This window comes from Fundicoccus ignavus, assembly GCF_009659375.1.
GTDB lineage: Bacteria > Bacillota > Bacilli > Lactobacillales > Aerococcaceae > Fundicoccus > Fundicoccus ignavus.
On record NZ_WJQT01000002.1, the window covers coordinates 121,845 to 145,445 of the forward strand.

Sequence of the window (23,601 nt, forward strand, 5' to 3'; positions counted from 1 at the left end):
GTGAATAATTTGGATATATTTTCACGACTATCCTGGTTTTTTAAGCAAGAGAAACGCGCCTATATATTAGGGGCCTCTATGTTAATTCTTGTTGGTTTATTAGCGGGTATAGTTCCGATGATTATTGCAAGAGTGATTGACGAGATGACTAATGGAACCTTAACGTATTCTGCTTTGCTGTTTTGGGTAGCAGTGGTAGCAGGGATTTCGTTATTACAATATGCGATGCGCTATGTATGGCGTACTAACATATTTGGAACATCCGCAAAATTAGAAAAGATTTTACGACAACGTTTGTTTAATCATTTTACTAAAATGGATTCTGTATTCTATCAAAAATACAGAACAGGCGACTTAATGGCTCATGCCACTAATGACTTGGGATCAATTCGTATGGTTGCAGGTGGTGGAATCTTAACTATGGTCGACTCGCTTACTCAAGGAATTATCACATTATTTATGATGTTCTGGGCAGTCGATTGGCAATTAAGTTTGATGGTGATTATTCCTTTACCAGTTTTAGCGATTGCGATTCGCTTTATTGGTAAGAAAATGCATTTTCACTTTAGACGAGCGCAAGAGGCTTTCTCTTCGTTAAATGATAAAGTTCAAGAAAGTGTGACAGGTATTAAGGTAATTAAAACATTCGGCGAGGAAGAATTGGACACGATTGATTTCAATAAAATGACTGCCAATGTTGTTAAGAAGAATCAGTCAGTTTATTTCTATGACGCGTTATTCCGTCCGACAATCCAAACGATTATGGGAATTTGTACCGTTATCGGTTTGTTCTATGGTGGTTTCTTAGTATTAGAAGGACAAATTACGGTTGGTTTGTTAGTAGCATTTCTAAATTATATTACACGTATGTCTTGGCCGATGGTTGCGATTGGGCGCTTACTGAATATTATTGAACGAGGGTCTGCAAGTTATGATCGTATCATGGATATTCTTAAAGAAGAGTCGAATATTCTGGAAGCAGAGAACCCAGTTACAACACCAATAGATGGTGATATTCAATTTGAAATTGATAGTTTTACTTATCCGCAGACTTCAGAAGTCATGTTGAAAAATGTAAAATTTACTTTACCTCAAGGCAATACCTTAGGTGTGGTCGGTAAAACTGGTTCAGGTAAAACATCAATCTTTAAATTGTTGATGCGAGACTATGACCAGTATCAAGGTCGTATTAGTTTTAATGGTGTCGATATGAAGGCTTATTCGTTAGATACCTTATTAGGTTCTATCGGTTATGTTCCTCAAGATAACTTCTTGTTCTCGACAACTGTTCGAGATAATATTCGCTTTGGTAATCCGAGTGCTAGTCAAGAAATTGTGGAAGAAGTTGCACGTTTAACGAGCGTTCATGAAGATATTATTGGTTTTCCTGAAGGTTATGACACAATGGTAGGTGAGCGAGGTGTTGCACTATCTGGAGGACAAAAACAAAGAATTTCAATGGCAAGAGCTATTATTAATTCTCCTTCTTTATTAATCTTGGATGATTCTTTATCAGCAGTTGATGCAAAGACTGAAGAGGCTATATTAGAAGGAATCAAAACGAATCGACAAGATAAAACAACCATTATTTCAGCACACCGAATCAGTAGTGTTATGCACGCTGATGAAATTATTGTGTTAGATAATGGAGAAATTATTGAAAGAGGTACCCACTACGAATTATTAGAACAAAATGGTTGGTACAAACAAATGTATGAAAAACAACAGTTAGAAGCATTATTGGAAGGTGGGGGTGAGCAATAATGGCAGAAGCAAAAGATTATCAATCAGCATGGACACGTAAGATAACATTAAAAGAGCAATATCACGTGACGAAACGGATTATGAAATATGCGAAACCCTACTGGAAAGAATTTTTGCTTGCGCTTATTTTCTCTGGTGGGCAAATTATTGCAACAGTCTATATGCCACAAGTCATTCAGTCTTATATTGACGATTATTTGGCAACTGCCTCTGCAACTGTTCAATCAGCAGCGATGTTCACTGCTTTATATGCATTCTTATTAATTATCCAAGCGTTATCGAATTATTTTTCAACGTATATATTTAATATGGCAGCAGAAAAAACAGTCGAAAACATTCGAAATGTAATTTTTGATAAAGTGATTCATCTTGGCATGCGCTATTTTGACCAAACTCCAGGTGGTTCAATTGTGTCACGTGTAACGAACGACACGGAAACAATTAAACAATTCTGGAACGTGTTTTTCGCTATATTTGAGGGCTTTGCGACAATCATTGCAGTATTTGTTGGGATGTATAGTTTAAACCGTACAATGGCCTTATACTTCTTGTTATTTGTACCATTGATGATTTTTGCGATTTGGCTGTATCAAAATTATAGTACACGAATTTACCGTACTTTGCGTGAAAATTTAAGTCGATTGAATACTAAAATTAATGAATCGATCTTAGGCATGTCTGTTATTCAGCATTTTAGACAAGAGAAACGTACAATGGATGAATTTGAAGCTCAAAACGAAGAACAATATGCAGGGCATTTAGCGATGGTTAAAATGAATGCACTCTTACTGAATACTGTAATTAGTTTGCTTGAAGGTTTATCGATAGCGTTAGTTTTCTATGTGTTAGGTAATCAATATTTTGATGGATTAATTGAAGTTGGAATTGTTTATGCATTTACTCAGTATTCTGCGAACTTCTTTAGACCGATGGGGATGATGATGGATAACTTGTCATTCTTACAAGATGGTGTAGTATCGAGTTCGCGTATTCTTAGAGTATTGGATCATGATGAACATGTTCCAGAGCAAATTGTCATGAAGGATGCAGAAATTTCGGATGCTAAAATTGAATTTAAAAACTTATCTTTTTCCTATGACGGTGAAATTGATGTGTTGAAAGATATCAGTTTTACAGTGAATCCTGGCGAAACCGTTGCTTTGGTTGGGCATACTGGTAGTGGTAAGAGTTCAATTATTAATGTTCTAATGCGCTTTTACGAATACCATTCGGGTGATGTCTTGATTGACGGTCACAGTATTAGAGAGTTTGATTATGAAACGTTAAGGGAACAAGTTGGTCTTGTTTTACAAGATTCATTCTTATTCTACGGAGACGTTTCAAGAAATATTCGACTGCTAGACAAAACTATTTCGGATTATACCGTAAGAGAAGCGGCACGTTTTGTTAATGCGGATACGTTCATTGAAGTTGACCCAGCTGGCTATGGAAAACGAGTCATTGAGCGTGGAGCGAGTTATTCAAGTGGTCAGAAACAATTGATTTCCTTTGCACGTACGATGGCACGTGAACCTAAAATCTTAATTTTAGATGAAGCAACGGCTAATATCGATACAGAGACAGAAGAATATATTCAAAATAGTTTACAAAAAATGCGTAAAAACAGAACGACCATTGCGATTGCTCACCGTTTAAGTACAATTCGTGATGCTAATCAAATTATTGTTCTCGATAAAGGAAGGATTATTGAAAAAGGTACTCATGATGAATTGATTGCCTTAGGTGGAACTTACTTCCAAATGTATCAACTACAAAGTATGAATTAAAAATTAATAGCTTAACATCAATGTTTGTTTGACTTCTTCAAGTCATCAAAAGTCTAAAAGGGGCAATAAAGGGGCAACTAGAATAAATCATCTAGCCTTTCTGCCCCTTTATTTTTTAATTTCTCAGTAACATGATTGTAAATTTTTAATGTTGTTTCTGGGTCGGTGTGACCAACTCGGTGCATGATATACCTTAAAGGAAATTCCTGTTCAGCGAGTAAACTGATGTGTGTGTGTGACGCATGACGTGGGAAGAGTAGTTAGGATTAACTTTTTTTAATTTCTTGTTTAAATTTGAGTGTGCTATAGGCACGTTATTTCTCGTGACAAAAACAAAGTTGCTTTCGTCAACAAATAAAACCCTGTTTAAATTTATTCGCCTACTTAATATCTCATTAAGCCGATCGCTGCTATCGATAATTCTATGAGAAGAAGTATTCTTGGTAGATTTAACCTTGCGTTTATCCGATGAGTCAATCGACTTGTTAATGGAAATTTTGTTTTCCTTAACTAACCAATCTTTTTCAGTAATAGCGGTAGCTTCACCAAATCTCATTCCTGTGTGTATTTGGAATTCCATTAAGTCAGCTTCAACCTCATTTAATAACTTACGCATTTTTACTATCTCATCTTTTATCACTTCTGAATCGATATACCCATCAAACGACTTGGGGGCCTTATCCTTAAATTCTAACAATCTAAAATCAATTGGTGTAATAAACTTATATTCTTTTTTAGCAAAAAACATTACAGAAACTATTAGGTTTTTGATACCCAGGGCGGTACGCTGTGACAAGTTCTTTTCAAATTGCGCTATATCCACTAGAGTTTGAACGTCTTTTAGATCAATAGCTGTCAGCAGATACTTTCTAAAATCATAAGGTTCAATGTGATTACGGTAAGTACTTTGCGCTGAGATAGCAGTTGCATTAGCCCAACGTACCTGCTTAAATTTGTAATAAGCATTATAAGCCATTTCGAAAGTGACACCTTTGGCTTCAACAACTTTCCCATTTAGTTCCGCAATCCTTTTATTCAATATCTGAGTTGCTTTTTTTTGGCTTGCGGGCTATTAGCATTGAGAGTAGTCGACGTCTTTCTGTATTTACCAGTTTTTTTATCGAGATATCGTTCAACATATTTATAACCTGTTATTACTTCTTTGCCATCGACCTTCTTTTTTGCGGTTCAATCCACATATAAAACATCTCCTATTTTATGATAATTTGTGCTAAAATAGGGTATAACAAATACCGCTATTAAAGCGTGTTTGTTCAGAGCTCACTCTTATTAGCTTGCCGGCGATAGAGTGGGCTTATTTTATTAATCTAAGAACGCTGGGTGCCAACTGTAGGCATCAGCTAAGTTTTTTAAATTGTTATAATTAAAATTTGTGAAGTTGATTTTGTCTATCTCGTCTTTTACTATTTCCATTTTTAATGTCAATTAAGCATATTGTCGATAACCGAAATGAAAAATCAGTCTATGCTGAAGATGTGTCAATCAGCTTGATTAACTCAGTAATAGACGGTATGGAGACACCAACCGAACCTCAATTAATTGAATACTACTTAACGCCTGTCTTAGATAAGACGGGTTTTTTAATTGGAAATAACGAATCAATAGATAAGAAGATATTGGAGCTATCAGGCTATCAGAATGCATTGGAGCGTGTGAGATATATCATTCACAGTTTCGAGATGGAGTTTTATTTCAGGGTAGAATTTACGGACTTAAAAGACCCGAAATTCTATATTCACATCGTGCAGCAACGTTTGGAAGGTGATTTAGGCTTTAGAATATCATCCGATGATGTAGTTAGAGGTATTGAACGAACTGTTAATACCGACAATATTATTATTAAACTGATTGTAAGAGGGCGAGCTAAAGAAGTTGAATCAACTGAAGTTGAGGAAGAAGCCGAAGTTGAAGAACCTAAGAATAACTATGTTGAAGCTGTAATCACTGAAGCGATGCGCATTAGAGATATGCGACTGCCTTATAAATGGGGTGGGAATGGTTTAACGGGATTTGACTGCTCCGGCTTTGTCAACTGGTGTTTCAGAACTGCAAACTATCCAGGTTATCCAACAGCGGGCCGATCATACACTAATAGCATGTGGGACCAAGGCGGCGCTCATGCACATTACTTTAATCGTATAAGTCGAGCAGAGGTAAAACGTGGCGATATTGTATTTTGGGATACAGGCTATACCTACCCGAATGACGCCAACCATGTAGGTATCGCATTAGATAACGAGCAATGTATTCACAGCGGAAATCCTAATGGCTTAATTCAAAAAATAAATTCAATGAAATTTATCGGAGCTGTTCGAGTGAAAGGAGGCTAATATATGACGTTTATCTCAAAAGTAAAGCAAGGCGCAATTAACGGATGGCATACACATCAAATATTGCCTTCTATCTCGATTGCACAAGCGATTTTAGAATCTGCATCGGGCGCATCACCGCTAGGCGCTAAATATAATAACTTATTTGGTATCAAAGCAAGTGAGGATTGGACCGGAAAGGTCATTAATTTACCAACTCGTGACTATGGCGCTAATGGCTCTTATCAAACTAATGCGAATTTCAGATGGTATGACAGCTGGAATGACTCAATGCTAGACCATGCAGCGTTTTTCACCAATACACCATGGCGTGAAATTAATTACGCAGCGGTAGTAGGAGAAAAAGATTATAAGAAAGCAGCTCAGGCACTACAGTCTGCTGGCTATGCTACTGACCCACAATATGCGACTAAATTGATACAAAGAATTGAACAGAATAATCTCACGCAATATGATACCGAAGCGTTTAATGGACAACCATCGAATGTAGGAGTAATCAAGAAAACGGTAGGTGGCACGCTCACAGAACTCGCTAAATCAGCGGTTAAGCAGTACGATGTAACACTGATTGGTGATTCGCTTGGTGTAGGCACTCAACCTAAATTAGCAGGTGCTTTTAAGTCATTTACGCATGATGTACTTGGTAGCAGACAGATTACACATGCTACTAACAGCTTAAACGGCACGTATGTCTTGCAATCGCTAAAAGATTATGGCCAGCTTAAAGATATCGTGGTGGTCATTCTTGGAACTAACCGAGGTGTTACAGATACTGAAATTGATAACTTTGTGGCCATCGCAGGCAATCGCAAGGTTATTTTTGTTGATACAAATTCCAATGTTGCACACCGTCAATCAGTATCAGACGCTTACAGAAGAGCGTCTGAACGTCATAATAATGCATATTTTGCTAACTGGATGGCTCACTCAAGCAGTCTAAGAAGTCGCTATTTTGGTAGTGACGATATCCATATGACTAATGAAGGTTATCAGGCTCATGCTAACTTTATTAAAATGGCAGTGTATGAAGCTGGTGTTGGCGTTAAAACCACATCGGGAACCATCGGAACACTAACTGAGTACATAGGCATTGAAGATATTGATTATAAAGGTGGTAACTTGGTTAGTCCAAAAGGTGAATCGGTTATTTATAATCATCCAGCTAATGAATTGTGGGGAAGCAAGACCGGCGAAAGAGTTATCTGGATTGAATCTATTTTAGAGGTTGATTCCGATGACCCGCAATTTATCCTAGAAACCGCTGTGAAAGTCATGAAGGAAAATGGCCAACCTGCAGCTCAATACGTCGTGGACTTAGCTGAATTACCTGATGATGTTTCAATCGGTGAATGGGGCCTTGTTTTAGATCATGAATTTAATCCGCCTCTTTATATCCATGCTAGGGTGTTGGAGATCATCACATCTGAGACTGATATAAATGCCAATAAAGCAGTCATTGGAAACGTGACCGAAGTCTTTCCTGCAGATAAATCAGATATTAAGTTGATTCAAGCAGAACTAAAAAAAACTCGAACTGAACTAATGGGTGAGTGGAGACAAAGCATTGAGACTACAGCTGTGATGTCAGCCACTAATGGATTTATTCTCAGTGATTACATCCAAGAAACGCAATTAGTCGTATCAATACCAAGTACATCTCAGATGCCTGCTTATTATACATGGGAACGAGTGTCCGAAGATTCAATTGCTGATAGGGAGTTTAATGACATACTTGAAAATACTGAAGAAACAAACAGGTTGACGCTCTATTTAAAAGATGTCGTTGGAGATGAGAGCATGTTCATTTGTATTGCTTTAGATACGAAAAGAAAAGTAATAAACATAGCAACTACAATGGTTAGATATCAGCTTCAGGGCTTATCAGAAGCTGACAAAAGCGAAATTCAAAATGGCACCGTTAATAACTTAAAACGTGGAGAGGTCGTCACAGAAATCAACAATAACAATGCATTTAATATAACTAACAATGGCATTAGCATAGGTGGAGTGGAGCTAACAAGCGTTCAATTGCATCAGTTATTAGAATTGTTAAATTAAGAGAGGAGAATTTATTTGTTAGAAAATTTTAGAAAAACTCAACTGATTTGGGATAAAGCGTCGACCAAAATAAAGGATTATCTAAGAGCGAACTCGTCGGACAATCACGGTAGAAAACTAAGCGTCACAGTAACAGATGATGGTAGAGTCGTTGATTTAACAGGGGTTTCTTTGATGCTATACCGGGAATCGCAAGATAAAAAAGTAAATGGATTAGATTCATTTACTGCGGTTCACGCACAGACTGGACAATTTGAAATTTATTACACACCTGAGCTACTAAGCAATGTAGGTGATCTAAATGCACAGCTAGTATTGATTGTGGTTCAGGTCGAGTGGCTAGTGAAACTTTTGAAATTCGAATTTTTAAAGGTGTTGATGATGGGGCTGTTGTTGGACAGGCTAGTTTTACTGCGTTGACAGTCGCATTATTAAACGCTCAGAATCTTGAAGAAAACTATGCACCAAGATTAAATGTGGTAGAGATTAACAAAGCTGATAAGTCAGAAGTGAATAACCTTACCGCGCAGTTGGTTCTTACAGAGCGGTGTCATAGATCTGTCTGGCGAATTCGTAGAAAGTAACACAGGCGCACCACAAGGTGGCGTGATTTCGCCCCTACTCTGTAACGTATACTTACATGAACTGGATAAAGAAGTGAAGCAGAGAGGACACCGTTTCGTCCGGTTCGCTGATGACTTCGTCATCTTTGTGAAGTCAAAACGAGCCAGTGAACGTGTGCTCCAAAGTATCACTCGCTTCATTGAAAAACACCTGAAACTAACTGTCAACCAAGAGAAAAGTAAAGTGGGTTCCCCAACGCGTTTAAAGTTCTTGGGTTGTCTGATAACCACAGTGAATGGGGTCTGTCGCTACAGACCTTCGAACGAAGCCAAAGCGAAATTCATTCGCACCTTGAAACGCTTGACCAAACGTAAGCGAGCAGGGACATTTGATGAGATTGTCAAAGAGATAAACAGCCGAACAAGAGGCTGGGTAAATTATTTTGGCACAGGTTTCATCAAAACCTTCGTAACTAAAGTAGAGCAATGGCTCCATCACCGAATCAGGCAACTAATTTTAAAGAGATGGAAAAATCCACGTACTAAGATTAGCAGATTAATGCGTTTAGGTCTAAATATGGACAGTGCTAAACGCATTGGTTACTCCAGAAAGAAATACTGGAGACTGTCAAAAACACCTGAGGTTCATTGGGTTCTTACAACGAAAAGACTCTACCGGTGGAACGTAGTTTCACTACGTAACCTGGCAGAGTCTGCTTACTTAAGATATTGAACCGCCGTATACGGAACCGTACGTACGGTGGTGTGAGAGGACGGTAAATAAATTAATTATTTACCTCCTACTCGATTTTTTAGACCTGCTCAGCTAAGAAAATCTGAACGAAACCGTTCATGCTTATCGATTGTGATATGCTCACCAGAAATCCCGTATTCACGCAGGGTGGCGATGGTTTCTCTAAGGAAGTCATCGCTGCCGACGATATAGAAGAAGGCGTTAGTATCAACAGCCAGTCTGTTCACTTCCTGATAGTAAGCCGGACGGTCAGTGACGTACTGAGCTGTCAGAGACGGATCTGACTCTTGTTCAAACAAACTAGAGAAGAGTTGCTCACCAGACGAGTCGATATTTAGAGAATGAAGCGAATCTATTCTGTTAGAATCATTTAAGTACTGCAGAATGAGAGGTCTGAATGAAGCGATGCCGACCCCGCATGACAACAGGTAAATGGGTCTGTCTTCTCGCTTCAATGGGATATTTGTATGTGTCTTGAACAGGGCAACTGAGCTTCCGCTTTTAAGTTCAGCCAGATGAATCTTGTATCTTGAGCGCTCTGCTCTAAGGCGAGTCGTGATGCCGATTGTGTTTTCTTCTGGAAGAGTTGCGATCGACATATGCCGGACCAGCCCTTTGTCAGGTTTTTCTTCGCTATTGAATCCTTCCAGTGCCAGGTGAGTGTGCGCGCCTTCTTCCCAGGTGAAGCCCTCTGGGAGGTCGAGGTAGAATGTTTTTGTGTCTGTGGCCTCATCAATGACGTCTACAAGGGTTGTCCAGTATATCTGCATGTGAATCATCTCCTAAGTGTGAGTCTGTCAGCGAATTGTGTTTATTTAAGTATAATTTAATTGAGAATTATTCTCAATTAAATTTTGCGAATAGTTTTACGAACTCTGATCTTAAAATCACTATTCAAGGATAAATAGTCAGCAATGTTCGTTAATTACAAAACATTAGAATATTTTAATCTTTAAATTCAGCTTTATAAACATGAAACACGAACATTATACAAAATGTCAATCATAAATAGACGCTCAAAGATGGACTCTATTCCTTAGACAATTTATGATAAGGCTATATCGATAAATTGGAACGATTGAAAGTATAGGTGTGTTTAATGTTCGTGTTTAACCAAGTCCTGAAAGGGGTATTCAGTTGATAAAGAAAGACCTGTTATATGAAGGCAAGGCAAAACAATTATATGAGACCAGTGAACCCAACATCCTTTGGGTCACGTATAAAGATCAGGCCACAGCTGGGAATGGAGCCAAGAAAGAAGCCATAGCCGGTAAAGGGCAGCTGAATAACCAGATTACCAGCATGATCTTCAAAAAGCTGAAGGAGAAGGATATTCCAAGTCACTTCATCATGGAAGTGTCTGAAACGGATCAGCTGATTGAAAAAGTGGATATGTTCGATCTTGAGGTTGTCGTCAGAAATGTCGCTGCTGGAAGCTTTTCCAGACGCCTCGGTGTAGACGAGGGGACGGAGCTGGCCTTTCCGGTTCTGGAATTTTACCTCAAGGATGACGGACTGAACGATCCGCTCATTAATGATGATCATGTGCTTGCACTTAATCTGGCTGACCAGAAAGAAATTGACGAAATTAAAAGACAGGCTCACAACATCAACCAGTCGCTGATTGAGATTTACAGTGAGGCCGGCATCAGATTGATCGACTTCAAGCTGGAATTTGGAAAGGCTGCGAAAGAACAAATCGTTCTGGCAGATGAAATTTCACCGGACACATGCCGTCTATGGGATGAAAAGACGAACGATCGTCTGGACAAGGATGTCTTCAGACAGGATCTCGGCGACATTATCCCACTATATCAGGAAGTACTCGACCGTCTGACGAGAGATCAAAAGGAGAAGTGACTCATGTATAACGTAAAAGTATATGTAACCTATAAAGAATCAATTCTGGATCCTCAGGGAGAAGCGGTAAGAGGAGCCGTTCACCGTATGGGCTTCGATGAAATTGAAGATATTCGTATCGGGAAGTATTTTGAAATCAAAGTGTCAGATACTGCCGACCGTTCAGTTGAAGAAGTCATAGAAATGATCTGCGACAAGCTTCTGGCAAATGTCGTGATGGAAAGCTATCGCTATGAAATCGAACGAGTAAAGGAGACGGTCTAAGCATGAGATTTGCAGTGATCCAGTTTCCAGGTTCCAATTGCGATGTCGATCTGCTTCATGCAATCAGAGACGGTGTAGGAGAAGCAGCTGAATACGTGCCTCACACTGCAGAAAGTCTGGACGGCTTTGATGGTGTCCTGCTTCCTGGAGGTTTTTCGTATGGTGATTACTTAAGAAGTGGTGCCATCTCCCGCTTTTCAAATGTGATGAGTGAAGTGACTCGCTTTGCAGAGGAAGGCAAGCCAGTCTTTGGTACCTGCAACGGATTCCAGATTTTAGTTGAAGCAGGACTTCTGCCTGGGGCTTTGCAGCGTAACGAAAACCTTCATTTTATCTGTAAGACAGTGGAACTGGAAGTGGTCAATAACCGGACGAAATTTACCTCTGAATATGACAAGCAGGAACTCCTCACCATACCCGTCGCTCATGGCGAAGGGAATTATTACTGTGATGAAGAGACACTTGCGGAACTGAAAGCCAACAATCAGATCGTATTCACCTATGCGTCAGACAATCCGAACGGCTCAGTTGAAAATATCGCAGGGATTATAAACAAACAAGGCAATGTTCTGGGTATGATGCCGCATCCTGAGCGGGCAGTCGAAGATCTTTTAGGCTCAAGTGACGGGCTGCGCTTTTTCGAATCGATGGTCAAGAACTTTATAAAGGAGACTGCAGAGGTATGAAGACATTACATGAACCGACGGCCGAACAGATCAGAGATCAGAAAATCTATGCTCAGTGGGGACTGACGGATGAAGAATACCGCATGATTTCCGAGGACATAATCAAACGTCTGCCTAACTATACGGAAACTGGCCTGTTTTCAGTTATGTGGAGCGAGCACTGCTCGTATAAAAACTCCAAACCGGTGTTGAGAAAATTCCCGACAGAGGGACCTCAAGTGCTTCAAGGTCCTGGTGAGGGTGCCGGAATCGTTGATATTGGAGACGGTCAGGCCGTTGTGTTTAAAGCGGAAAGTCATAACCATCCATCCGCTGTTGAACCTTATGAAGGGGCGGCGACAGGTGTCGGAGGCATCATTCGTGATATTTTCAGTATGGGTGCCCGTCCGATTGCGATGCTGGATTCTTTACGGTTCGGTGAACTCGACAACGAACGGACAAAGTATCTGCTTGAAGAAGTCGTGGCAGGAATCGGCGGCTACGGCAACTGTATCGGGATTCCGACAGTCGGCGGAGAAATTGCCTTTGATCCCGTCTACAGAGGGAACCCGCTGGTTAATGCCATGTGTGTCGGTCTGATCGACCATGAGGATATTCAAAAAGGCCAGGCTAAAGGGATCGGTAATACGATCATGTATGTCGGAGCCAAAACAGGTCGTGACGGCATTCACGGCGCAACCTTTGCTTCGGAAGAATTCAGTGATGAAGAAGAGGCTGAGCGTTCAGCTGTACAAGTTGGCGATCCGTTTATGGAAAAACTTCTGATGGAAGCATGCCTGGAACTGATCCAGGACCACAGCGATATTCTCGTCGGTATACAGGATATGGGAGCCGCGGGACTGGTCTCATCCAGTTCAGAAATGGCATCAAAAGCGGGAAGTGGACTGATCCTTAATCTGGACGATGTGCCGCAACGTGAAGCAGGCATGACGTCCTATGAAATGATGCTCTCGGAGTCTCAGGAACGGATGCTGATCTGTGTGACGAAAGGCTCTGAAGATCGTGTTAAAGAGCTGTTCTCACGTTATGAACTGGATGCAGTAACTATTGGAGAAGTGACTGGTGACGGGCAGTATCGTCTGTACCATGAAGGAAGACTGGTCGCTGACTTACCGGTAGACGCATTGGCGGAAGAAGCACCTGTCTATCATAAACCATACACTGAGCCGGAACGTATTCAGGCATTTAAAAAGCTTGATCCATATAAACCGGACATCACTGATACAGAAGAAACATTGAAACAACTCATGCAGCAGCCTACAGTTGCTTCAAAAAAATCGATTTTTGAAACATATGATTCAATGGTCAGAACAAACACCGTGGTCGGTCCAGGAAGCGATGCGGCAGTTCTGCGCATCAGAGGGACCCGCAAGGCGCTTGCCATGACGACTGACTGTAATGCCCGCTACCTTTATCTCGATCCGGAGAAAGGTGGACAGATGGCTGTAGCAGAAGCTGCAAGAAATATCGTGGCAAGCGGGGGCGAGCCACTGGCAATAACGGACTGTCTGAACTACGGGAATCCCGATAAGCCTGAAGTGTTCTGGGAGCTGTGGACATCCGCGGATGGGATTGCCAAAGCCTGTACGACATTAAATACACCTGTCATTTCAGGAAACGTATCGCTATACAACGAAACAAATGGGGAAGCGATCTATCCGACACCTATGATTGGCATGGTCGGACTGGTCAAGGATCTAGATCATGTGACAACATCAGAATTTAAACAGGCTGGGGATAAAATTTTCGTCATTGGGGAAACAGAAGCTGACTTTAACGGATCTGAACTGCAGAAAATGCAACTGGGGAGAATTGAAGGAGAGCTTTTCGATTTTGATATAGATAAAGAAAAAATGATTCAGGATAAAGTTCTGCAGGCGATTCGTGAAGGACTTATTCAAAGTGCGCATGACTGTTCTGAAGGTGGACTGGCCGTGGCGCTGATGGAATCAGCCTTTGGGAATGAGCTGGGGCTGTCTGCGACACTAGATATGCCCTCAGAGTGGCTGTTTTCAGAATCGCCGTCCCGTTTTGTTCTATCTGTCAGACCTGAAAACGCCGAAGCAGTCAAAGAAGTATTTGGACAAGATGCCGTTGAAATCGGTGAAGTAAAAGATACACGAATCGCTGAAATCCGTACGCAGACGGAAGAGCTGACTATTGATGTTAAAGAATTGAAAGACTTATGGGAAGGAGCCATTCCTTGGTTGCTGAAATCAAAAGCTTAAATGAAGAATGTGGCGTATTCGGTGTGTGGGGACACCCGGATGCAGCTCAGCTGAATTTTTTCGGTCTGCATAGCCTGCAGCACCGCGGTCAGGAAGGCGCAGGGATTGTGACCAATCGCAATGGGCGTCTGAAAGGACACCGTGACTTGGGACTTTTATCTGAAGTGTTTAAAGATGAACGTGAACTGATCCGCCTGTCGGGAGAAGCTGGGATTGGACATGTCCGTTACAGCACTGCCGGTAGCAACAGTATCTTAAACATTCAACCGTTCCTGTTCAAGTTTCACGATGAGGAGCTGGCGCTGGCCCATAATGGGAATTTGATCAATGCAGTGAGTCTGCGCCAGGAACTCGAGCAGGCTGGGGCGATTTTTCATTCAAACTCGGATACTGAAATCCTGATGCACCTGATCCGTAAAAGCAAGCAGGATACACTGATCGACCGAATCAAAGAAAGTCTGAATACCGTAAAAGGTGCGTTTGCTTATGTCATGCTGACGCCTGATGCATTGATCGGTGCACTGGATCCGAACGGTTTCCGTCCTTTATCCATTGGACAGATGGAAAATGGTGCCTACGTACTTGCAAGTGAAACCTGTGCCCTTGATGTTGTCGGAGCAGAATTTGTCCGTGCCGTTCAGCCGGGTGAACTGGTTATTATCGATGATTCGGGTTACCGAATCGAAACCTATACTGACCAGACACTGCTTCAGATCTGCTCCATGGAATTTATCTACTTTGCTCGCCCGGATTCAAATATTGCTGGAGTCAATGTCCATACTGCACGTAAGAATATGGGCAAACGTCTGGCTGAAGAAGCACCGGTCGATGCAGATATGGTTATCGGTGTCCCTAACTCATCTTTGTCCGCAGCTAGCGGGTATGCAGAAGCGAGTGGGATCCCTTATGAAATGGGACTAGTCAAGAACCAGTATGTTGCACGCACATTCATCCAGCCGACTCAGGAACTGAGAGAACGAGGTGTAAGAATGAAACTCTCTGCTGTTCGAGGTGTGGTGGCCGGTAAGAAAGTGATCATGGTGGATGATTCCATCGTTCGCGGCACGACTAGCCGACGCATCGTTCAGTTATTGAAAGAAGCTGGAGCAGCGGAGGTACATGTCCGCATTTCATCTCCACCTTTGAAATACCCATGTTTCTACGGAATCGATATTCAGAACCAGAAAGAACTGATTGCTGCAGATTATTCAGTGGAAGAAATCCGAGTGAAAATCGGTGCAGACAGTCTGTCATTTTTAAGTGTCGAAGGGACAGTGGACTCGATCGGACTGAAGTTCGATGCGCCACATAATGGTCTGTGTATGTCTTACTTTACTGGAGACTACCCGACACCTTTATATGACTATGAAACAGACTATTTGAATACTCTGGCTAAACTCAGAGAAAGCAAGCCGTTAAGGGTATAAAAAACAAGACAAGACCGGGCGAAAGATGGGGCACGTGACCATACTGACGGCTGATACCGAGAAGACACTGAAAGACATTGAAGAAACGAAAATCTGGAATTAGGAGACTGGTATAATGATCGAACGCTACACGCGACCTGAAATGAAAGAATTATGGTCAGAGGAGAACCGCTACAAGTCATGGCTGGAAGTTGAGATCCTAGCTGATGAAGCCTGGGCCGAACTGGGAGAGATTCCTAAAGAAGACGTTCAGAAGATCCGAGCGCATGCCTCTTTTGATATTGCCCGTATTCTGGAAATCGAAAAAGAAACGAAACATGACGTGGTCGCTTTCACACGAGCCGTTTCTGAAACGTTGGGAGACGAAAAGAAATGGGTCCACTACGGATTAACCAGTACAGATGTCGTTGATACAGCTTACGGTTACCAGCTGAAACAGGTCAATGATGTACTCAGAAAAGACCTTCAGCAGCTGCTTGAAGTTATCGGTGAAAAAGCGAAAGAGCATAAGCATACGGTGACCATGGGACGCACGCACGGTGTTCACGCTGAACCGACTACCTTTGGTCTGAAGCTGGCGCTCTGGTATTCAGAAATGAAACGCCACATCGAACGGTTCGAACACGCAGCTAAAGGCGTAGAAGCCGGAAAAATCAGTGGAGCAGTTGGAACGTTTGCCAATATCCCGCCATTTGTTGAAAAGTATGTCTGCGATAAACTGGGAACGCGTCCTCAGGAAATTTCGACCCAGGTTCTGCCGCGCGATCTGCATGCGGAATATATTAGCACCATTGCCCTTATTGCAACCAGCGTTGAAAAGTTTGCGACCGAAATCAGAGGCCTGCAGAAGTCGGAAACTAGAGAAGTGGAAGAAGGTTTTGCTAAAGGTCAGAAAGGCTCCTCAGCAATGCCTCACAAACGTAACCCGATCGGATCTGAGAATATGGCCGGACTGGCGCGTGTGATCAGAGGGCACATGGTGACAGCTTACGAGAACGTCAGCTTATGGCATGAGCGTGATATTTCGCACTCATCTGCGGAACGCATTATTTTGCCTGACAGCACGACCCTGCTAAACTACATGCTGAACCGAATTGCCAATATCGTCTGCAATCTGATCGTGTTCCCTGAGAACATGAAACGCAATATGGATGCAACACTTGGTCTGATCTACAGCCAGCGTGTATTGCTGAAGCTGATCGATAAAGGCCTCAGCCGGGAAGAAGCTTACGACCTGGTTCAGCCCAAAACTGCCATTGCTTGGGATGAACAGACAGCATTCCGACCACTGCTTGAAGAGGACGAGAAGATTATGTCCATTCTGAATGCTGAAGATATCGAAGATGCTTTTGACTATAACTACCATCTGAAAAATGTAGATGAAATATTTGAACGTGTTGGACTGAATTAATTAAAGCACCTGTCGGGACAGTAAAAGGGATTGTTTCGGCAGGTGTTGTTTTTGTTGCGGATTGACTGGAATAATTATGACTCTATCTAAGAATAAAAAGGTGTTCAAATCAGGTAATGCAAAACCATTCCAAAAAAACGCTTACAGGTTTTTTTCTCACATGGTATAGTTTATTCAAAGTTAAATATCTGGAGCATAACTGGATTGTTACTGATCTGAATTTAGATGCAGGCAAAACCTGAATTGATCCGAGAGCTTTACTTTGAGACGACTATGTCTTTCAGTAGATATCTGGGATGAGTTTAGGTTTATTTTTTTGGATAAGTCGATCAAAATGGAAGACGGGGATCTGGAGATTATTCAAGAAGGAACAGTTGACTTCATTTCGTTCAGCTACTACATGTCACTTACCGATAAGAAAGAGAAAACACCTGAGGAACTGGGTCAGGGCAATCTGATCGGCGGAGTGAAGAATCCGTTTCTTGAAGCCAGTGACTGGGGATGGGAAATCGATCCAGTCGGCCTGCGCCTTGCATTGAACGAACTTTACGGACGCTACCAGGTGCCTTTGATGGTCGTTGAAAACGGTCTGGGTGCACATGACAAGTTTGAAGAAGATGGATCGATTCAAGATGACTACCGTATTGACTACCTGCGTGAGCACATCCGAGAAATGGGCGAAGCCGTCAAAGATGGTGTTGATCTGATCGGGTACACCAGCTGGGGCTGTATTGATCTAGTCAGTGCATCAACAGGAGAGTACTCCAAACGATACGGGTTCATCTATGTCGACAAGCATGATGACGGATCCGGAACTATGGAAAGAAGAAAGAAAAAATCGTTCGACTGGTATAAACAAGTCATCGAATCCAACGGAACTAAGTTGGATTAATTAATTTAGCATTAAGCGGAGAAGAGGTGTAGGTGCCTTCTCCGTTTTTTCTGTATTTGCTTGACTTAAAGTCGACTTTAAGGGGTAAAGTTAACCTATCAATTGAAGGAGAGGGTACAAATGGAAACAGTAAAATTTGGTCGAACAGGGTTGGATGTCAGCCCAATCTGTCTTGGAGCAATGAGCTTTGGGGATCCCGAAAACTGGATACATGACTGGGTCCTCAATGAAGAAGACAGCCGTCAGATCATCCGGGAATCACTGGATCTAGGGATTGATACAGCCAACATTTATTCTAAAGGTGAGAGTGAACGTATTCTTGGACGTGCACTGAAGGATTTTGCTGACCGGGAAGACATCGTTGTAGCGACTAAACTTTTTTCATCAATGCGCGACAGGCCGAATGGTAGAGGATTGTCCAGAAAAGCAATCATGCATGAAATCGATCAGTCTTTTGACCGCCTGGGGATGGATTATGTCGATTTCTACATTATTCACAGATGGGATTATAACACGCCTATAGAGGAGACTATGGAAGCTCTCCATGATGTAGTGAAATCAGGAAAAGCCAGATATATTGGAGCTTCGGCCATGTATGCTTGGCAAGAGAGTGGTCAGTAGAAACAGAACGGTCAAGAACCGATAAGATACAGGAAATGAAATACGGGAAAACGGAAGAACAGGATAAAATAGTGGATAGGTTACACTAAGTTGGACAGATTTATTAAGGTCAGTTAAGATTGAGTCATTAACTGCTCTTAGGAGAGAAAACATGACAAAAAGAAAACGACGAACATTTTCTAAAACATTTAAAGAACAGGTGGTTCAACTTTATTTATCAGGCAAACCAAGTGCTGAAGTCATCAAAGAATATGACCTTACGGCCTCGGCATTTGATAAGTGGGTACGCCAGCATAAAGAAAGTGGTTCATTTGAAGAAAAGGACAATCGTACACCAGAACAAGAGGAGCTTATCCGCCTCAGAAAACAGAATCAACAACTTGCCATGGAAAATGATATTTTAAAGCAAGCAGCGCTGATCATGGGACGAAAATAAATGTGATCAGAAATAACCGTCACAAGTATTCGGTATCAGCAATGTGTAGATGTCTACAGGTCCCTCGAAGTACGTATTATTATGAAGCAAAAAAGCGTGATCATCAGGATAAAGAAATAACGAAACAAATCATTAAAATCTTTAAGGATAGTCGCCGAATTTATGGACAAAGAAAAATAAAAGAAAAATTAAAGGATTTAGGCTTTATTGTCTCGCGACGGCGCATCGGGCGAATCATGGCAGAACAAGGACTTGTATCAAAGTATACAATTGTCCAGTATAAACCAATGAAAACAGTCGTTAATGAAGAGAAAATAAGTAACAGATTAAAGCGTGAATTTGATGAAAAAGATGAACTAGAAGTCGTCGTCAGTGATCTGACTTATGTAAGAGTCGGTCGACGTTGGCACTATATTTGTGTACTGGTTGATTTATTTAATCGTGAAATCATTGGTTATAGTGCTGGTCCTCACAAGACAGCCGAATTAGTAAAACGCGCTTTTGCGTCTGTGCCATATAATCTAAATCGACTCAAATTATTTCATACCGATCGCGGAAGCGAGTTTAAGAATAAAAGTATTGACCAGTCTCTTGAGGCTTTCGGCATTGAACGTTCATTAAGTGTCAAAGGGACACCGTATGACAACGCTGTAGCAGAATCAACATTTAAGACACTAAAGACCGAATTTATTTTTGGTGAGCATTTTGAAACACAAGAAGGCTTGGATTTAGGATTATTTGATTATGTCAATTGGTACAATAATGTACGTATCCATGGATCGTTAGGATACATGACCCCCAAGGAAAATAAGAAATTTAAAGCGATTCTCACAGCATCATGAAGTGCCGTGCACTTTACTTGGAGACGCGAGTATGCCAGCCTGTGTGGCGGAGCCAGATATATTTATTAGCTGGCTTCTCGGCTCAGAAGCATACGAGCAAAGGGTCCAAGTCAAGTGACAATGAGTTATCACTGTTTAGATTAGAATTTAAAAATAAATGAGCGAGATTGACAACTGAACACCTTATAAAAATTGTACAGTTTAGTGTTGACATACCATTAAGCCAAAATAATATCCCAGTCGTTGGTTTGACTGGGATATTTATTATACTTATTTATCTTTTTTAATAGGTGGTATATACTGGTAATTAGGCGTCAATTGCTGATCTAATTGATCAAAACGTTCTGCAATTAAACGATCCACTTCAGCTAGTTTTTCTTTATCATATGTCATCGTTTCATCGTATTCAATTGGTGTTCCGAAAGCAACTTTGATCGTTTTTCGTTTTAAAAATTGACCAATTGATAAAGTTGGTTGAATAGCGACTGGCACAATATCATTTTTACTTAGGCGTTGGATGAAAGCCGTCCCGCCTTTAATTTCAGTTGAATAGCGTGTACCTGAAGGGAAGATACCTAGATTAATCTGATCTTCATTCATTACTTTCACCGCGTGTTTAATGACTCTGGGTGAAGTTTTCTCACGATTTACTGGAAATACATTTAATTTAGGCAGAATATAAGCCATAAATTTATTTTTAAATAATGTGTCTTTTGCCATAAATGCTACCTTTTTGTTAAAAGGATAAACCGCAAAAGCTAAATAGATTGGGTCAAGCAGTGAGCGGTGTGTGGCCGCAAAGATAACTATTTTATCCTCAGGTATATTCTCTAAACCCTCATAATGTGGTTTACCATTAAAGATATAAAAAACTATGCGAACCAATTTTAAAACAATATCATAAAATGTCATTCGTTTGTTCCTTTCGTCATTACATTAGTCTAATTTTACCAATTTTTAGAGGATTAGCCAATAGTTATCATTGGTTTCATATTGAGGAGTTATTATTATGTTTTATAAAAAGTATATAATTAAGGTAACGGCGTTGTTAATACTTGGGATATTCTTTGTTCAAACACAAGTAAGTGCAGAAACAGAGGTTAAGTTGATTGAACTATACCCGAGTGATTCAGAAGCTTTTACGCAAGGCTTTGAGTTGTCTACAGAAACTAAGGAGCTAATTTTAGCAACAGGTTTATATGGTAAATCGAGTATTGGTTTATTAGATTTGGAAACGGGTGAATATTCTATTAAGGCTAACTTATCTGAGGAATACTTTGGCGAAGGAATTACTATTGTAGATGATTTCATTTGGCAATTAACTTGGAAAGAAGGCAAAGCATTTAAGCGAGACTTAGAGAGTTTCGAAATAATTGCTGAACAAGCATATCAGGGTGAAGGTTGGGGGCTAGCCTATGATGCGACGGCTGATGTTATGTGGATGTCGAATGGAACATCTGTACTTCAACAACGTGATCCACAAGATTTTACTAAAAGGGGCGAAATAGAAGTGACTTATAATGGTCAACCGGTTGTTAATCTTAATGAATTAGAATTTGCGAATAATCTAATCTATGCCAATATTTGGTATAGTGATAAAATTATTGCAATCAATCCGACTAACGGTGAGATTGAATATGTCTACGATTTGGGAGAATTATTACAACGTGTTGACAATGAAATTGCTGATGAGCTCGGTGATCAAAAGGATGTATTAAATGGAATTGCACATATTGAGGGCGATCAATTCTATCTCACTGGAAAAAGATATCCTTATGTTTTGGAAGTTGAATTAAACCGATAAGTTTACTATAATAATACGTTGAGTAATATTGGAGTTAGAGAAAGGAACTATTATGACTGAATCACCAATTCGTTATGAGTTAATTAAAGAAGAAAAGAACACTGGCGCACGATTAGGAATCTTGCATACTCCTCACGGGAGCTTCGAGACACCTATTTACATGCCGGTTGGAACATTAGCAACAGTTAAAGGGTTAGCACCGGAAGAATTAAAAGATATGGGTGCAGAAATTGTTTTAAGTAATACGTATCACCTATGGTTACGACCGGGTGAAGATATTGTAGAAGAAGCGGGCGGTTTACATAAATTTATGAATTGGGACCGAGGAATTCTAACCGATTCGGGTGGTTTCCAAGTCTTTTCGTTAAGTGATATACGTCGGATTGAAGAAGAAGGCGTTCATTTCCGTAACCATATTAGTGGGGAGAAATTATTCTTGTCACCAGAAAAAGCGATTCACATCGAGAATGCTTTAGGTGCGGATATTATTATGAGTTTTGACGAATGTCCACCATTTAATGAATCGTACGACTATGTGAAGAAGTCGATTGAACGAACAACACGTTGGGCTGAGCGTGGGCTTAAAGCGCATAAAAACCAATCAACACAAGCCTTATTTGGTATTATGCAAGGTGCAGGGTATAAAGATTTACGTATTCAACACGCACGTGATTTAGCTTCAATGGATTTCCCTGGATATTCAATTGGTGGTCTTTCAGTAGGAGAGACTAAGCAAGAGATGAACGATGTTTTAGACTATTTAACACCTGAAATGCCTAAACATAAACCACGTTACTTGATGGGTGTAGGTTCACCTGATGCATTAATTGATGGAGTAATTCGTGGTGTGGATATGTTTGACTGTGTGCTTGCCACACGGATTGCTAGAAACGGTACATGTATGACTTCTACAGGCCGATTAGTTGTTAAAAACGCTCAATACGCTCGTGATTTTAGACCGATTGATGAACATTGTAATTGTTATACTTGTCGCAACTATACACGTGCATATGTGCGTCATCTAATTAAGACGGATGAAATTTTCGGTATGCGATTAGCATCGATTCACAATGTTCACTTCTTATTACAATTAATGAAAGATGTTCGTGAGAATATTAAAAATGATTCACTATTAGAATTTAGACAAGATTTCTTTGAACGCTACGGATACAATAAAGAAAACGCTCGTAACTTCTAGACTAAATTTAGTGATAATTCTTAATAACTAATAGCAACTATGCTTGATTTTTGTTAGACTATTGAAGTAAGCAATTTTATTGAAAGTAGGTGAAGATATGGACCTAATCTTAAGTTTGTTACCAATGATTGTACTTTTTGCTGTGATGTATTTCTTGATGATCCGTCCACAGAAAAAACAAGCAGACAAAAAACGTGATATGCTTGATGCAATGAAACGCGGTGATGGAGTTGTTACAATCGGTGGATTACACGGTATTATTGACGAAGTAAATCATGCGGATCGTACAGTAGTTTTAGATTGCGAAGGTATTTATTTAACTTTTGAATTGAGCGCAATTGCATCTGTTAAAGTAAGCACGCCAACTAGTGAAGAAACAATCGAAGTATTAGAAGAAGACTATGCTAACTCAGATGAATTAGCAGAAGAAGGTAACTAATACCTATTTGATAGCGTCCTTTGGGCGCTTTTTTTATTCTTATAAGGGATTATAAGTTTAGGTTGATTTATCAAGTTTTGTTCTTCGCTCAGGCGTTTGTGTTACAAGTAGAAGGTCGTTTTCAATGCCTCACAGACATTCGTGGCGCTCTGGATTTACCAACTATTTGCCGAGACTATAATTGAAGAATAGGCTACGATCATAATCAGAGCAATC

The 23,601-nt window shown here is 40.6% G+C and carries 19 protein-coding genes and 3 pseudogenes; 19 read left to right on the forward strand and 3 right to left on the reverse strand.

Annotated elements, in window-relative coordinates:
* The first annotated feature begins 9 nt into the window (after positions 1-9).
* The gene (locus tag GF867_RS02610; RefSeq protein WP_153831564.1) at positions 10-1,764 is read left to right on the forward strand and encodes an ABC transporter ATP-binding protein; all 1,755 of its coding nucleotides are present in this window, start codon (positions 10-12) and stop codon (positions 1,762-1,764) included.
* Positions 1,764-3,551 carry an ABC transporter ATP-binding protein gene (locus tag GF867_RS02615; RefSeq protein WP_153831565.1) on the forward strand — a complete coding sequence of 596 codons (1,788 nt, stop codon included), beginning with the start codon at positions 1,764-1,766 and terminating at the stop codon, positions 3,549-3,551. The genes GF867_RS02610 and GF867_RS02615 overlap by 1 nt, the downstream gene beginning before the upstream one ends.
* A gap of 193 nt (positions 3,552-3,744) precedes the next feature.
* On the opposite strand, the gene GF867_RS02625 is transcribed toward GF867_RS02615, so the two are convergent.
* The gene (locus GF867_RS02625) at positions 3,745-4,527 is read right to left on the reverse strand and encodes a tyrosine-type recombinase/integrase (RefSeq protein WP_153831566.1); all 783 of its coding nucleotides are present in this window, start codon (positions 4,525-4,527) and stop codon (positions 3,745-3,747) included.
* A 463-nt stretch (positions 4,528-4,990) separates the two neighbouring features.
* Between GF867_RS02625 and GF867_RS02630 the strand changes: the two genes are divergently transcribed.
* From GF867_RS02630 to GF867_RS02645, 4 genes are all read left to right on the forward strand, one after another.
* Positions 4,991-5,902, forward strand: a complete 912-nt coding sequence (locus GF867_RS02630; protein WP_153831567.1) for a phage tail spike protein — start codon at positions 4,991-4,993, stop codon at positions 5,900-5,902.
* A gap of 3 nt (positions 5,903-5,905) precedes the next feature.
* Positions 5,906-7,960 carry a glucosaminidase domain-containing protein gene (locus tag GF867_RS02635; RefSeq protein ID WP_153831568.1) on the forward strand — a complete coding sequence of 685 codons (2,055 nt, stop codon included), beginning with the start codon at positions 5,906-5,908 and terminating at the stop codon, positions 7,958-7,960.
* Positions 7,961-7,975: 15 nt separating this feature from the next.
* On the forward strand, positions 7,976-8,380 hold the full coding sequence (locus tag GF867_RS02640) for a BppU family phage baseplate upper protein (RefSeq protein ID WP_153831569.1): 405 nt from the start codon (positions 7,976-7,978) through the stop codon (positions 8,378-8,380).
* A 138-nt stretch (positions 8,381-8,518) separates the two neighbouring features.
* Positions 8,519-9,256: a reverse transcriptase domain-containing protein gene (locus GF867_RS02645; RefSeq protein ID WP_153831685.1), complete on the forward strand. Its 738-nt coding sequence runs from the start codon at positions 8,519-8,521 to the stop codon at positions 9,254-9,256.
* Positions 9,257-9,345: 89 nt separating this feature from the next.
* Here the strand turns inward: GF867_RS02645 and GF867_RS02650 are convergent, their stop codons facing one another.
* The gene (locus GF867_RS02650) at positions 9,346-10,047 is read right to left on the reverse strand and encodes a ferredoxin--NADP reductase (protein WP_153831570.1); all 702 of its coding nucleotides are present in this window, start codon (positions 10,045-10,047) and stop codon (positions 9,346-9,348) included.
* A 367-nt stretch (positions 10,048-10,414) separates the two neighbouring features.
* Here GF867_RS02650 and purC point away from each other — a divergent pair, with 367 nt between their 5' ends.
* The 10 genes and pseudogenes from purC (at position 10,415) to GF867_RS02695 (ending at position 19,944) form a co-directional block, all read left to right on the forward strand.
* Positions 10,415-11,137, forward strand: coding sequence for a phosphoribosylaminoimidazolesuccinocarboxamide synthase (gene purC, locus GF867_RS02655; RefSeq protein WP_153831571.1), 723 nt, complete (start codon positions 10,415-10,417; stop codon positions 11,135-11,137).
* 3 nt (positions 11,138-11,140) lie between these two features.
* Complete coding sequence (gene purS / locus GF867_RS02660; protein ID WP_153831572.1) at positions 11,141-11,401, forward strand: phosphoribosylformylglycinamidine synthase subunit PurS; 261 nt, start codon at positions 11,141-11,143, stop codon at positions 11,399-11,401.
* 2 nt (positions 11,402-11,403) lie between these two features.
* Positions 11,404-12,087, forward strand: coding sequence for a phosphoribosylformylglycinamidine synthase subunit PurQ (gene purQ / locus GF867_RS02665; protein ID WP_153831573.1), 684 nt, complete (start codon positions 11,404-11,406; stop codon positions 12,085-12,087).
* Complete coding sequence (gene purL / locus GF867_RS02670; protein WP_153831574.1) at positions 12,084-14,315, forward strand: phosphoribosylformylglycinamidine synthase subunit PurL; 2,232 nt, start codon at positions 12,084-12,086, stop codon at positions 14,313-14,315. The genes purQ and purL overlap by 4 nt, the downstream gene beginning before the upstream one ends.
* On the forward strand, positions 14,291-15,742 hold the full coding sequence (purF, locus tag GF867_RS02675) for an amidophosphoribosyltransferase (protein WP_153831575.1): 1,452 nt from the start codon (positions 14,291-14,293) through the stop codon (positions 15,740-15,742). The genes purL and purF overlap by 25 nt, the downstream gene beginning before the upstream one ends.
* Positions 15,741-15,845 (forward strand): annotated as a pseudogene (locus tag GF867_RS13670) (hypothetical protein); the annotation flags it as partial. The gene purF and the pseudogene GF867_RS13670, both read left to right, overlap by 2 nt.
* A gap of 12 nt (positions 15,846-15,857) precedes the next feature.
* Positions 15,858-17,153, forward strand: a complete 1,296-nt coding sequence (gene purB, locus GF867_RS02680) for an adenylosuccinate lyase (RefSeq protein ID WP_153831576.1) — start codon at positions 15,858-15,860, stop codon at positions 17,151-17,153.
* A 337-nt stretch (positions 17,154-17,490) separates the two neighbouring features.
* Positions 17,491-18,045, forward strand: a pseudogene (locus tag GF867_RS02685) (family 1 glycosylhydrolase); the annotation flags it as partial.
* A 120-nt stretch (positions 18,046-18,165) separates the two neighbouring features.
* Positions 18,166-18,651 (forward strand): annotated as a pseudogene (locus GF867_RS02690) (aldo/keto reductase); the annotation flags it as partial.
* A gap of 166 nt (positions 18,652-18,817) precedes the next feature.
* Positions 18,818-19,944 (forward strand): IS3 family transposase gene (locus tag GF867_RS02695; RefSeq protein ID WP_153831578.1). Its coding sequence is split into 2 segments (ribosomal slippage): positions 18,818-19,067 and positions 19,067-19,944, totalling 1,128 coding nucleotides; the frame shifts between segments, so codons are not numbered across the junction.
* Between the two features lie 270 nt (positions 19,945-20,214).
* On the opposite strand, the gene GF867_RS02700 is transcribed toward GF867_RS02695, so the two are convergent.
* Positions 20,215-20,856: a lysophospholipid acyltransferase family protein gene (locus GF867_RS02700; RefSeq protein ID WP_153831579.1), complete on the reverse strand. Its 642-nt coding sequence runs from the start codon at positions 20,854-20,856 to the stop codon at positions 20,215-20,217.
* Positions 20,857-20,953: 97 nt separating this feature from the next.
* On the opposite strand from GF867_RS02700, the gene GF867_RS02705 reads away from it, so the two are divergent.
* The 3 genes from GF867_RS02705 (at position 20,954) to yajC (ending at position 23,385) form a co-directional block, all read left to right on the forward strand.
* Positions 20,954-21,748, forward strand: coding sequence for a glutaminyl-peptide cyclotransferase (locus tag GF867_RS02705; protein WP_153831580.1), 795 nt, complete (start codon positions 20,954-20,956; stop codon positions 21,746-21,748).
* 52 nt (positions 21,749-21,800) lie between these two features.
* A complete protein-coding gene (gene tgt / locus GF867_RS02710) occupies positions 21,801-22,946 on the forward strand; it encodes a tRNA guanosine(34) transglycosylase Tgt (protein ID WP_153831581.1) in 1,146 nt (381 codons plus the stop codon).
* Between the two features lie 97 nt (positions 22,947-23,043).
* The gene (gene yajC / locus GF867_RS02715) at positions 23,044-23,385 is read left to right on the forward strand and encodes a preprotein translocase subunit YajC (RefSeq protein WP_153831582.1); all 342 of its coding nucleotides are present in this window, start codon (positions 23,044-23,046) and stop codon (positions 23,383-23,385) included.
* Positions 23,386-23,601: the final 216 nt, after the last annotated feature.